Source organism: Rosistilla carotiformis (assembly GCF_007753095.1).
Lineage (GTDB): Bacteria > Planctomycetota > Planctomycetia > Pirellulales > Pirellulaceae > Rosistilla > Rosistilla carotiformis.
The window spans coordinates 5764547-5778557 of sequence record NZ_CP036348.1 but is presented as its reverse complement, the minus strand read 5'-3'; the positions used below and the strand labels follow the sequence as shown (position 1 = coordinate 5778557).

The following is a 14011-nucleotide window of genomic DNA, read 5'->3' as shown; positions in this document are numbered from 1 at the left end:
GGATGACGCGTGGAATCAGGCGGCAGCCGTTTCGGTTTTACTGGCGACAGGCAATCGAATGATGAATGCGGTTCCGCGGCCGACGGTACTTTCGACTCGAATTCGCCCCCCATGTTCTTGAATGATATCGCGGCAAGCGGACAGCCCCAGCCCGGTTCCTCCCTTGCCCGACGCATCGGGGCCCGACTTCGTCGAGAAGAAGGGCTCGAAGATACTGGGGAGCTGTTCCTGCGGGATTCCGCATCCACTGTCGCGAACCGTCAGCAAAACCTCATTGGCTTCCGGATTCGACCGCAAGCCGATACTGATCGTTCCCCCATCGGGCATCGCTTGGCGGGCATTGATGACCAGATTCAGCAGCACGCGTTGAATTTGGTTGCCATTGGCTCGGGCAGCCGGCACCTCCTGCAGATCGGTTTCGACCGTCACGCGGTATTGGCGCAGTTCACGTTCGAGCAACATCAACGAATCGTCGATGATGCTGGCCAGATCGGTCGGTTCGAAATCGTCGCTGCGATTGCGAGCGGTCGCCAGAATCGTCCGTGTGATTTTTGCCGCGCGTTCGGCAGCGGCCAGGATCTTCGTCAACGCTTTGTCCCGCGTGGGTTCGTCTTTGTGACGGATGCCCAGTTTGGCGTAATTTAAGATCGTCATCAGCACGTTGTTGAATTCGTGCGTGGCGGTGCCGGTCAGTTCCCCCAGCGAGGCGAGGGCTTGGGCCTGTTGCAATTGGTGCGTTAGATAAGCAATGCGTTCTTGATCGGAGAGTCGTTGGTCGGTGTTGGTCAAAGTCACTTCAACGTCCTTGTGGGTCAAGATTGGGCAGGCACGATCGGAATGTCTGCGAGTGCGGGCGACGGCATGTTTGGTTTTATCGTCAAACTCTCTTGGAAAACTGTACGACCGACGTCTACAATCCCTACATCTTCCATGGACGGGAAAGCTTAACGAGGGAACGGATGACACACGCAGCGAACCAGTCGCCCCAACCGACGACGCAGTTTGCCTTGGATCGGCTGGAGAAAGCACTCGCGATCGCCAAGCGTTTGGGGTTCATTGTCCGCAGCGAATGGCTGGGCGGATCGGCAACCGGATGGTGCGAAATGGGGGGCAAGCGGATTTTGTTTGTCGATCTGTCGCTGTCGGTTCACGAGCAATTGGAACAGGTTGAAGCGGCGATCGAAGCGTTGCGAGCCGAGCGGAATAAGCCGGCTTAGTCCGTCGCCTTTGAGCGCCGCACCGGTGGCTTATATCACCGGCAGTTCGTGTGCCGCCCTCCGGGCTGAGAAGGAGGTTGTTCGGCCTGTGTTCCGGTGGCTTACACCACCGGCATTAGGTATGTCGGCCTCCGGCCTTGAAATACATGTAGCTGTGCCGTACCGGTGGTTTACACCACCGGCATTAGATTTGTCGGCCTCCGGCCTTGGGAGGTTGTTCGGGCTGAGTACTGGTGGCATGCATCACTGGCGTTTCTTCTGGCGCGTTTTGGGCTGAGAGCAACTAATAAAGTTGGGACCTATTTAGGCCGTAGGCCGGCACATACTCTGCCGGTGGTGTGAGCCACCGGAACTAAGGCCATCATGAAAACACAAGGCCGGAGGCCGGCACAAAGTTGTGTCGGCCTCCGGCCTTGAAGACTGACGCAGCTCGGAACTAGTTCGCCCACGCCGGTTGTGCCGCTGTCATTTCGACGGTTTCGTCGTTCCCGGCGGGCGAGAACTGCAACTTCCACGCGTGCAAGCACATCGCGCGGGCATCGACATCGAGGGTTTGCGATTCGCCGAGGGCACCGTCGCGCAGGTACGATGGATCGCCGACGATCGGGAATCCGAGGTGCCACAGATGGACACGGATCTGATTGGTGCGACCGGTCAGTGGAGTGACCTGCAGCAACGCAGTGCCGTCGTCCAATCGTTTCAGCACTTCGAAACGCGTTGACGAGGCTTGGCCGGCTTCATCGATCGTCCGCAGGCCAGCTTGCGTCGGGACCGCGGAGATCGCCGCTTCGCACTCGAAAGAATCTTCGGTGGGATGGCCATGAACGCGTGCCAGGTAGGTCTTCTTGACGGCTCCCGATTCGAATTGAGGTTGAATCCGCCGGGCGGCCGCTTTGGATCGCGAGAGGACGACAACTCCGCTGGTGTTGGCGTCCAAACGATGGGCGATGCGCAATTGCTCGGGATGGTAAACCGTCTTCAGGATCGATGTCAGCGTGTTGCGATTGAATCGCCCCGAAGGGTGCATCGGCAGCGGCGCGGGTTTGTTGGCGACGACGATCGCTGCGTCTTCGTACAAGATCTCGATCGCTGGATTGACGTCGGGTTCAATCTCCGCTGGGATCACGTGTTGGTAGCGTTGCCCGGCAGCGACGATCTGTTGGGATTCGACCGGTTGATCTTCCAGACGCAACAGGCCCGCGTCGCAACGCGCTTGCCAGACATCGCGTCCCACATGCGGATGGGCTCGATCCAACAGATCGATCAGCGGCAGGCCATCACACTTTTCGGAAACGCAGACCGGACGGATATTGTCTTGCGGCGTGCTGCCCGGCAGGGGATCGGTTGCCGCGGCGATCGCAAGATTGCGTTTCTGACGCTGGTCGACCGCTTGTTGATCTTCGGGCTTGTAACAATGCGGACACGAGACACTAGGGACGTAATGTGGCGATTGCTGTTCTTCGAGAGTCAACGTGGCTTGGCAGGCGTAACAGAGTTCGGTGTCGGTCTCTTCCAAGTTAGGGTCGACGGCGACGCGTTGATCGAAGACGAAACAGTCGCCTTGGTAGTGGGCGCCGCCAACCTCTTCGAAGTATTTGAGGATCCCGCCGTCCAATTGGTAAACTTCTTTGAAGCCCTCGCGTTGCATCAGCGGACCCGCTTTTTCGCAGCGAATTCCTCCGGTGCAGAACATCACCAGCGGCCGATCTTTGGTTTCTTCCGGCAGTTTGGCGACCGCGGCGGGGAAGTCGCGAAAGTGATCCACTCCGATCGCTGTGGCGTTTTCAAAGGTTCCCAAGGCGACTTCGTAGTCGTTGCGAACATCCAGAAGGGTGACTTCACGCCCCTGATCCAACCATTCCCGAAGTTGCTGGGCTGGAAGTTTGGGACTCGTCCGGTGCGCCGGTGCGATCCCGTCGACACCAAACGCGATGATTTCGCGTTTGAGCCGAACGAGCGCTCGGTTGAACGGTTGCTGATCGCTGAGACTCTCTTTGAATTCCAGATCGCTGAATTCTGAAAACGCGCGCAGTCGATCAATCATCGCACGGACTGCGGAGACTTCACCAGCCAGGAAAAGATTGATCCCTTCGGGACTCAAAAGGATCGTTCCTTTAAGTCCTAGCGACTTCAGCTGGGCAAGCAGCGTCTTGCGGAGCTCAGGCAAATCGGTCAACGCGACAAATTTGTAGGCCGCGATGTTCAGAATCGATTGTGCGGGAAGGGTCGTGGTCGTCATGGGTTTGTGTCATTCGACGCGACCCGTGCACGGTCGCGTCCGGTTTTTTAGAGCAGGAAAGAATCCAACCGGCAACCGCCACGACCTTTATGTCGAGGCCTTCCGGCATTTCGACATTCATCTCGTCAACGGTTGGCCCGCTGCGCACAGCGGGCCAACCACGAGTTTGCGAACTATTCGTCCGATCCGCTACCGCCCAACAGACTGTCCAGGGTTTGGACGCTGGCTGGCGACGAGGATTGCGAACCGTTGTCATCGGCGGGCGGAGCCCCATCGGCCAACAGCGGGAAGCTTTCTTCCAGTTGTTGCGGTGCGGTTCCGGCCAGTTCTTCCATCGCTTCGCGACGGTAGCTGACTTCCGAATCTTGGAAGATGCGGAATCCGGTACCGGCGGGGATCAAGTGTCCCAGGATCACGTTTTCCTTCAAACCAACCAGGCGGTCGACCTTGCCGGCCAACGCCGCTTCGGTCAGGACCTTCGTCGTTTCTTGGAACGATGCCGCCGAGATAAAGCTGCTCGATTGCACCGATGCCTTGGTGATACCTAACAACTGGGTACTGGCCGTTGCACCACGTGGTTTCTTGCCGCGAGCGGGAGAACCACCCAGGGCTTCGATTTCGGCATTGGTCTGTTCGAAGGTTTCCTTCGGAATGATCGAACCTTCGCCGAAATCACTGTCACCCTTGTCGCTGATCTTGACGCATTTGCCCATCGATTGGTTGGCGCGACGGAATTCGAAACGGTCCATAATCAAGCCAGGCAGGATGCTGGTGTTACCGGACGATTCGATTTTCACCTTACGCAACATCCGTGCGATGATGATCTCAACGTGCTTATCGTTGATTTCCACACGTTGCGAACGGTAGACCTGTTGAACTTCGTGCAGCAGGTACTGTTGAACGGCTTCTTCGCCCGAGACGCGAAGAATATCGTGAGGTACCAACGGACCATCGATCAGGGCCTGACCCGCACGGACGATGTCGCCGGTGTGGACCAAGAATCGCTTACCGTGCGGCACCAAGTGCTCGCGTTCGATGCCGCTTTCGCTGCGGACGACAATCGTACGCTTGCCACGTTTCTTTTCGGCCAAGATTTCAACGGTACCGTCGACTTCGGCGATAACCGCAGGTTCCTTCGGCTTCCGAGCTTCGAAAATCTCGGTAATCCGAGGCAGACCCCCGGTGATGTCCGATACACCGCCCGATTCACGTGGCATTTCCGCCAACGCCGAACCGGTTTTGATCTGAGCACCTTCCTTAATCTTAATGACCGCACGTTCGGGCAGGTATTGAACGTTCAGCGTCGCGCCGGTGGCGTCTTCGATCACGATCTGAGGGTGCAGTTCACCCTTGTGTTCCATGATCGTCATACGCATGTTACCGCTGGCTTCGCGTTCCAGCTTCATCGTTTCGCCTTCGACGATGTCGTCGAAGCGAACCTTTCCGTCGACCTCGGCAAGAATCGGCACGCTGTGCGGGTTCCATTCGCAAAGGATCGCACCGGCTTTCACCTCTTCGCCATCCTTCACAGGCAGCGTTGCACCGGTGGGGACTTCGTGCTTTTCGATCTCGCGACCGCGATCATCGACAACCGCGATTTCACCGTTACGGGTCAACGCGACCAACTGGCCCTCTTCGTTGATAACCGCACGCAAGCGAGTCAAGCGAACGAATCCACCCTTCTGAGCGCGGATGTCGCTATCTTCCATCGCGACGTCGACCGAACCACCGATGTGGAACGTACGCATCGTCAGCTGTGTACCCGGTTCACCGATCGATTGAGCGGCGATGATACCGACGGCCATGCCTTCTTCGACCAACGATCCCGTCGCCATATCCATTCCGTAACAACGGCGGCAGATACCCAGCGGTGCATCGCAGGTCATCGGGCTGCGGACTTGGATCTTCTCCAGGCCCATCTCTTCGATCTTGCGAGCGATTTCCGGAGTGATCATTTCGCTTTCGCGGACGATCACTTCGTCGGTGATCGGATCGACGATGTTCTGGCGACTGACGCGACCGTTGATGCTGTCGGCCAAGCGTACTTCGACCTTCTCACCACGGTAAATCACGTTTTTGGTGATACCTTGCGTGGTACCGCAGTCTTCCATCGTGATGACCACGTTTTGGGCGACGTCGGCCAGCTTACGCGTCAGGTAACCCGAGTCAGCGGTCTTCAAAGCCGTATCGGCCAGACCTTTACGAGCACCGTGCGTCGAACTGAAGTATTCCAGTACCGTCAGACCTTCACGGAAGTTCGCCTTAATCGGCGTTTCGATGATCTCACCGGACGGCTTCGCCATCAGACCACGCATACCGCCCAGCTGACGAATCTGTTCAATACCACCACGAGCACCGGAGTGGGCCATCAGATATACAGGGTTCACATACCAACCGCCCGGACGGAAATCGTGTTCCATCGCGTGCATCATGTCGGTGGTGATCTTTTCACGGGCGCCGGTCCAGGTATCGAGTACCTTCTTGTACCGCTCGTCGCCGGTGATCAAACCGCGATCGTAGTTCTTGCGTTGTTTCATCACCTCTTTTTCAGCTTCGGCGATGAACTTGATCTTCGAATCGGGAGTTACAAGATCATCGGTCGCAAACGACAAACCGCTACGAGTCGATTCGCGGAAGCCGAGCTGCATCATGTCGTCCAACACTTGGATCGTCGCTTTACGACCCAGACGTTGGTAAGTGTCGCTAATCGCCGAGGCGAGATCGCCCGAACGCATCGCTTGGTTGTAGTAGTCCATTCCCAGCGGCAGCATCTCATTGAACATGATGCGTCCGTAGGTCGTGTCGATGATCTGACCACCCTTGGCCGAATCGTCGGGAGTCTTGATCTTGCGATACTTCGGCAACCGTACGCGAATCTTCGCGTGCAGCGCGATGACGCCTTCGCGATAAGCCATTTCGGCTTCTTCGGCACAGCTGAAGGTCATGCCTTCGCCCTTTTGATCGGGCAGCTCGACCGTGATGAAGTAACAACCCATCACCATGTCCTGCGACGGACTCATGATCGGCTTACCGTTGGACGGCGCGAAAATGTTGTTGGTGCTCAACATCAACGTGTGCGCTTCGACCTGTGCTTCGATCGAAAGCGGCAAGTGGACCGCCATCTGATCGCCGTCGAAGTCGGCGTTGAAGCCTTTGCAAACCAGCGGGTGCAGGTTGATCGCGTTCCCTTCGACCAAGGTCGGTTCGAACGCCTGGATACCCATCCGGTGCAACGTAGGAGCCCGGTTCAACATCACCGGGTGGTTGCGGATGACGGTTTCCAGGATGTCCCAAACCTCTTCGTCTTTTCGCTCGAGCATCTTCTTCGCCGATTTGATCGTGTCGGCGTGACCCAGCTCTTTCAGCTTACGAATGATGAACGGTTGGTACAGTTCCAGCGCGATCTTCTTGGGAAGCCCGCATTGGTGCAGCTTCAAACGAGGACCGACGACGATTACCGAACGAGCGGAATAATCGACGCGTTTACCCAGCAGGTTTTCACGGAAACGACCCTGTTTACCCTTGATCATGTCGGTCAAGGATTTCAGCGGACGATTGCTGCTGCCCAGAACCGGACGCTTGCAACGGTTGTTGTCGAACAGCGCGTCGACCGATTGTTGCAACATCCGCTTTTCGTTGCGAATGATCACTTCGGGCGCGTTCAAGTCGACCAACTTACGCAACCGGTTGTTCCGGTTGATGATCCGGCGATAGAGGTCGTTCAAGTCGCTGGTCGCGAAGTTGCCGCTGTCCAGCAGAACCAGAGGACGCAGGTCGGGCGGGATCACGGGGATTACGTCCAGGACCATCCATTCGGGACGGTTGTCGCTGTCGCGGATCGATTCGACGATCTTCAAGCGGTTGATCAGATCCTTGGCTTTCTGCTTGCTGCCGGTCTCTTCCAGATCGACGCGCAGTTTTTCCGATAGCGCGACCAGATCCAGTTTGCCCAACAGCTTGCGGACCGCTTCGGCACCCATGTCGGCTTCGAAGGCGTTGTCGCCCCACTGAGCCTTGGCGGCGCGATACTCTTCTTCGGTCAGCATTTGTTGCAGTTCGAGGTCGGTTTGACCTGGGTCGACAACGACGTAGTCCTGGAAGTAGATAACCTTTTCCAGGCTGGTCGTCTTCATGCTCAACAGGTTACCCAAGCGGCTGGGCATCGCTTTGAAGAACCAGATGTGAACGATCGGCGCAGCCAATTCGATGTGGCCCATGCGCTTACGACGAACGCGGCTGTGCGTGACTTTCACGCCGCAACGATCGCAGATCATTCCCTTGTATTTCATGCCACGGTATTTACCGCAGGCGCACTCCCAGTCCTTTTCAGGGCCAAAGATCCGCTCGCAGAACAGACCATCCTTCTCGGGACGGTAGGTACGGTAGTTGATCGTCTCTGGCTTCTTGACCTCACCAAACGACCAGCCGCGGATGTCTTGCGGGCGGGCCAGGTTGATCTTGACCGAGGCGTAATCATTGATGCGGTCGTAAGTGGTGCTTTCGCCGTTGGACATGGACGATGCTCCTAGTGGTAGCACGCTCGCAGCGGCGTCGACATGGCGGCCGACGCGACTGACGAGCTGGTGATTGGCTGAGGTGTGATTTGGAATCGCTGTGGCTTCCCAGCCGCAGCGATAAATTTGCAGGTAGACCGGCGACGGGGGGATTCCCCACGTCGCGTTCCGAACAAGTGATTAGACCGGACGCTTCTCAAGCTGCATGTTGAGGGCCAAGCCGCGAATCTCGTTGGTCAAAACGTCGAAGCTGGCTGGCGTGCCCGCTTCCAAGGTGTTCTCTCCCTTGACCATCGATTCGTAGATCTTGGTTCGACCTTCGACATCGTCGCTCTTGACCGTCAGCAGTTCCTGCAGGATGTAAGCGGCGCCATAAGCTTCCAACGCCCAAACTTCCATCTCTCCGAAACGCTGCCCACCGAATCGTGCTTTACCACCCAACGGTTGCTGCGTGATCAACGAATAAGGACCGGTGCTGCGAGCGTGGACCTTGTCGTCGACCAAGTGATGCAGTTTCAACATGTAGATGTAACCGACCGTGGTTTCCTGCGACAACAGATCGCCGGTTCGGCCGTCCCGAAGACGAATCTTACCGTGGCGTGGCAGTCCCGCTTCTTCCAGGCAGTCGTTGATGTCCTCTTCGCTCGCACCGTCGAAGACGGGTGTGATCGCTTGGAAACCAAGTTTCGCACCGGCCCAGCCCAAGTGGGTCTCCAGAATCTGCCCCACGTTCATACGGCTAGGTACGCCCAGCGGGTTGAGCATGATTTGGATCGGAGTTCCATCGGGAAGGAACGGCATGTCCTCTTGAGGCAAGATCTTGGAGATCACACCCTTGTTACCGTGGCGACCGGCCATCTTATCGCCGACGCTGATTACGCGTTTGGTGGCGACATAAACCTTGACCATTTGCAGCACACCGCTGCGAAGTTCATCGCCACGCTTCATGCTGTTGAGCTTGCGGTCGCGGTCGTCGATTGCGGCTTCGACGTTCGACCATTGCGATTTGTAAATCGTGCGGATTTCGTTCTGTTCTTCCGGCGATTTGACCTGCTCCAACAGGCGGATCACGCTGAACGAACTGGCGCGTTCGGCGATGTACTTCGGATCTTGATCACCCACCAGTGGCGAGCCATCGGTATCCTTGAACTTCGTCTTGATCGCGGTCTGCATCTCTTCGATCATCTGCGTAAAGGTGTGCGAAATTTCCGCATTCCCTTCGCTTTCGACCTGCTTGAGTTCTTGTTCGAAAAGCTTTCGTTCGTCTTCGGACAGACTCATCCGGCGGCTGAACTTTTGCGTATCGATCACGATACCTTCGACACCCGAAGAGACTTCCAGCGAATCATTTTTGACGTCTTCACCGGCGCGACCAAAGATCGCGTGCAGCAGTTTTTCTTCCGGAGTCAGTTCGGTCTTGCTCTTGGGCGAGACTTTACCGACCAGGATGTCGCCCGGTTTGACATACGTTCCAACTTGTACGATTCCGTTTTCGTCCAAGTTGCGCAACGCCTTCTCGGAGACGTTGGGAATGTCACGCGTGAATTCTTCGCGGCCCAGTTTCGTTTCGCGAATCTCGACGTCGAAGTCTTCGATGTGGATCGAAGTGTAGGTGTCGGCTTTGACCAAGTTCTCGGAGATGATGATCGCATCTTCGTAATTGAAGCCGTCGAACGACATAAAGCCGACCAACACGTTGCGTCCCAGGGCCAATTGCCCCTTATGGGTCGCAGCCCCGTCGGCGATGATCTGGTCTTTCTCAACCCGTTCGCCCAACCGAACGATCGGGCGCTGATTCAGGCAGGTCCGTTCGTTGAGGCCTTGGTACTTCTTCAAGACGTAGTGGTCCGAACCGATTTCGATTCGCATCGAATCGACATAAGTGACCTTGCCCGAGCGGCGAGCGCGAACCAGCATCGCACTGTTCTGCGCGACTTCGCGTTCCATGCCGGTACCTACAATCGGCGGTTCGGCGACCAATAGCGGCACGGCTTGCCGCTGCATATTCGAACCCATCAACGCGCGGTTCGCATCGTCATGCTCGAGGAACGGAATCAAACCGGCCGACACACCAACCATCTGGCTCGGGGCGACATCCATGTAGTGGACTTGCTCTGGCAAAACGATTTCAAAGTCGCTGCGGAAACGGGCGATCAAGTTGGGACCGGGCACCAACGCCAAATCCTTGACCTCGGTATCGGCGGGCGCGACAAACGACTCGTTCTCTTCGTCGGCTCGCAACCACACAAAATCGTCGGTCAGCTTGCCGTCTTTCACCTTGCGGTACGGCGTCACCAAAAATCCGTAATCGTCCACACCGGCATAGATCGCCAACGAGCTGATCAGACCAATGTTTGTACCTTCAGGCGTTTCGATCGGGCAGATACGGCCGTAGTGCGAAATGTGAACGTCGCGAACTTCAAAGCCCGCACGTTTACGATTCAAACCACCAGGGCCCAGAGCGGACAGACGACGCTCGTGCGTCAACTGGCTCAACGGGTTCGTTTGATCGACGACCTGCGAGAGTTCACCGCGGCCGAAGAAGTAATCGATGGCAGCACTGACGCTCTTGGGGTTAACCAACGAGCGTGGCGTCATGTCCTCGGCATCCTTCAGGCTCATGCGCTCTTGAACCGTACGACGCAGCTTCAGGAAGCCCTTGCGGAGTTCTTCCGACGCCAATTCGTCGATCGTTCGCAGACGTCGGTTGCCCAGGTGATCGATATCGTCGATCTCCGCGCCGCTGTCGGGATCAAACAATGCGATCAGGTAAGAGATCGAAGCGATCACGTCGTCTGACCGCAGGGTCATTTCGTCTTCGGAAACGTTCAGATTCAATTTGCGGTTGATGCGGAAACGTCCGACGCGGCCCAAACGGTAACGGTTGGAATCGTAGAACTTTTCAGCAAACAGCGTGCGCGCCTTCTCCAGTTGCGGCGGGTTACCGGGACGCAGCCGTTGGTAGATTCGCAGCAATGCTTCTTCATGGCTGCTGGTGTTGTCTTCGGTCAACGAATTGACGATCAACGGCACCTTGGGCGCGTCCATCACCTCGGCCGCCTTGCAACCGCTGGCGCAGATCAATTCGGCCATCTCTTTGTTGATCTTCTGACCCGATTCGACGATGATCTCACCGGCGCGGGGCGAACCGCTTGGGTAGATGATGTCGTCGACGGCGATCTTGTCGACAAGCTTTGCTGCCGAACGGCCATCGGCGGTCTTGTGGGTTTCGGTTTGATAGAAGGCCCGCAGCAGGTCGGCATCCGAAGAAAGTTCGGGCGACATCGCACGCAACAAGGTCAGTGCGCTGAACTTACCGCTTTGATCGATCCGAACACTCAGCGTCTCTTTCTTGGTGATGTTGACTTCGACCCAGCTTCCGCGCTCAGGGATGACGCGGCAGCTAGGCAGCTTGCGATCGCTGGTCCCTTCGGCTTCCATCACGAAGTCGATACCTGGGGAGCGGTGCATCTGGCTGACGACCACACGTTCGGCACCATTGATGATGAATTCACCACCACCCATCATGATTGGCAAATCGCCCAGGAACACCTCTTCTTCGATCGGTTCATCGCGATTCAAACGCAACCAAACGCGCAACGGTCGACCGTAGGTCAGACGCAATTGGCGGCATTCGGCCGACGTATAGCGTGGCTTGCCAAGCTCGTAGCGAAGATATTCCAGCGAGATGTTGCCATCGTAGCTTTCGACAGGGAAAACTTCCTTCAGAACAGCCTCAAGGCCTTGAACCTTGCGTTTATCGGAATCCGCGTCGGCCTGCAAAAATGCCGCATAGCTAGCGGTCTGCAAGGCCGTCAGGTCGGGAGTCGCGAAAGCTTCGCGGCCCGAGCCAAAATAACGGACATTCTCAGGTTCCAATCGGCGCTCGGTGGTGGTAGCCATACGCGAGATCGCTCCTTCAAGCAAATATCGAAAGGGATTGAACGGATTGCACTGGGGTCGCTATCTCGGCGCGCAACGCCTTCGCGGCGGAGGAGGCGCGAGTCTGGAACGCTGGCACATGGAAATGCACGGCAGAGGGCGCAGCGGGTGTTAGGGGGAGATAACGGCAGCGAAACGGGAATTCCACAATGTCAAGTTTTAGCAAAATCGAAGTTGCTGCGTAACCCCATCCGAAGATTTGGCGCAGCGATTGCTACACCGAACCAGATTTTGCCGGAATTTCCCTAAAATTCAACGTTTCCCGCTCGATCGGCCGTTTGGGAAAGAAGCCGCCACGCGTCCCGTGCGTGAGTTTGTGGGACTTCCGTTTGCCATGCGGGGGGCGTGTGGTGGAGTCGCGTCGAGCGAGCGGTTTCTGTGGTTTTAAAGCGCGATCGTCACCGTTTTGTTTTCCAGGTAAGCGCGCAAACCCTCTTCCCCGAGTTCGCGGCCGTGACCGCTCATCTTGAATCCTCCGAAGGGGGCTGCTGCGTCGAAGACGTCGTAGCAGTTGACCCAGATCGTTCCCGCGCGGACGCGTGCCGCGTAATCGTGCGCCTTTTTGATATCGCTGGTCCAGACCGCGGCCGCAAGCCCAAAATAGGTGTTGTTGGCGCGCTGGATCATCTCTTCGTAGTCCTTAAACTTCAACACGCTCAACACCGGGCCGAAGATCTCGTGTTGCGCGATCGTCATGTCGTCGGTCACCCCGTCGAAGACCGTCGGTTCGATAAAATAGCCTTTATTGCCGACCCGTTTGCCGCCGGAGATGCATCGCGCCCCCTCGTCCTGTCCCTTGTCGATGAAGCCCATGATTTTGTCGAATTGAGCTTGGTCGACCTGCGGCCCCTGTTCGGTTTGCGGATCCAGTGGGTTGCCGACGCGGCGATTGGTGGTCAGCGCGGTCAGCTTCTCCAGGAACTCGTCGTGTGCCCGCTCTTCAACGAACAGCCGGCTGCCGGCGCAGCAGCACTGGCCTTGGTTCAGGTACAGCCCTACATAGGCTCCCCGTACCGCGGCGTCCATGTCGGCATCGGCGAAGACGACGTTGGGGCTCTTGCCGCCCAATTCGAAGGTCAGTCGCTTCAACGATTCGGCCGCCTCACGCATGATGATTTGCGCCGTGCGATGCTCGCCAGTAAAAGCGACCTTGTCGATGTTGGGGTTCTTGGTGACGGCAGAGCCTGCGGTGGGTCCAAATCCCGGGACCACATTGATCACGCCTTTGGGGAAGCCTGCTTCGGCCGCCAGTTGCGCCATCCGCAGGCAGGTCAGTGGCGTTTGTTCGGCGGGCTTCATCACGATCGTGCAGCCAGCGGCCAACGCAGGGCCCCATTTCCATGCGGTCATCAACATCGGAAAGTTCCAGGGGATGATCTGTCCCGCGACGCCGACCGGTTCGCGGCGCGTGTAACACAGGTAGTTGCCCCGGATCGGAATCGTTTGACCGTGGATTTTATCAGCAAATCCGGCATAGTAGCGCAAGCAATCGATCACCAGTGGCAGGTCGGCGTGTCGCGATTCGGAGATCGGTTTGCCGTTGTCGAGCGATTCGAGTGCCGCGAGCGAATCGATCTCCTCTTCGATCAGATCGGCCAATCGCATCATCAGCTTGCCACGATCGCGCGCGTCCATCTTGGGCCAGTCGCCGCTCTCGAACGCGCGTCGCGCCGCCAGCGCTGCTTTGTCGATGTCCGCTGCGTCCCCTTCGGCCACTTTGGCGATGACTTCTTCGGTCGCGGGGTTCACTGTCGCGAAGGTCTTGCCACTCTCGGCCGGCACCCATTGCCCGTCGATAAAACACTCGGTGTGTTTCACTTTCGCAGCCACTGACGATTCGGTTAGGACGGTCATCGGAGGGTCTCCCTCGAAGTGGGACGGATGGGCGTATGTAAAGCGTCTCTCTGGAAGTCATCATACCCAATCGGCGACAAGGGGCAACGGACGTTAAGTCGCCTCAATCGCTCTGTAGTGGGGGTGGAGGTTGGGTTGGGGCCTGCGCTGCGATCATTCATCACGCCGGTAGACGGCTGCTTTTTTGCTGGCAAGTATTCCGGTTAACGGTTGCGGAGCCAAAACGGAGGCGTTGCTGCGAGCGG

General features: G+C 57.3%; 6 protein-coding genes. 1 reads left to right on the top strand and 5 read right to left on the bottom strand.

What is annotated here, in order from left to right:
- Positions 1 to 15: 15 nt before the first annotated feature.
- A complete protein-coding gene (locus tag Poly24_RS20900) occupies positions 16 to 795 on the bottom strand; it encodes a sensor histidine kinase (RefSeq protein ID WP_315852215.1) in 780 nt (259 codons plus the stop codon).
- A 164-nt stretch (positions 796 to 959) separates the two neighbouring features.
- On the opposite strand from Poly24_RS20900, the gene Poly24_RS20895 reads away from it, so the two are divergent.
- Positions 960 to 1217, top strand: a complete 258-nt coding sequence (locus Poly24_RS20895; RefSeq protein ID WP_145100172.1) for a hypothetical protein — start codon at positions 960 to 962, stop codon at positions 1215 to 1217.
- Positions 1218 to 1653: 436 nt separating this feature from the next.
- Here Poly24_RS20895 and Poly24_RS20890 read toward each other — a convergent pair whose 3' ends face one another.
- The 4 genes from Poly24_RS20890 to Poly24_RS20875 all read right to left on the bottom strand — a co-directional run bounded on the left by Poly24_RS20890 (position 1654) and on the right by Poly24_RS20875 (position 13766).
- Positions 1654 to 3456: a sulfurtransferase gene (locus tag Poly24_RS20890; RefSeq protein ID WP_145100169.1), complete on the bottom strand. Its 1803-nt coding sequence runs from the start codon at positions 3454 to 3456 to the stop codon at positions 1654 to 1656.
- Positions 3457 to 3629: 173 nt separating this feature from the next.
- Positions 3630 to 7970: a DNA-directed RNA polymerase subunit beta' gene (rpoC, locus tag Poly24_RS20885; protein ID WP_145100166.1), complete on the bottom strand. Its 4341-nt coding sequence runs from the start codon at positions 7968 to 7970 to the stop codon at positions 3630 to 3632.
- Between the two features lie 180 nt (positions 7971 to 8150).
- Entirely contained in the window at positions 8151 to 11873 is a 3723-nt protein-coding gene (gene rpoB / locus Poly24_RS20880; protein ID WP_145100163.1) for a DNA-directed RNA polymerase subunit beta, read from the bottom strand.
- A gap of 423 nt (positions 11874 to 12296) precedes the next feature.
- Positions 12297 to 13766: an aldehyde dehydrogenase family protein gene (locus tag Poly24_RS20875; protein WP_145100160.1), complete on the bottom strand. Its 1470-nt coding sequence runs from the start codon at positions 13764 to 13766 to the stop codon at positions 12297 to 12299.
- Positions 13767 to 14011 lie beyond the last annotated feature (245 nt).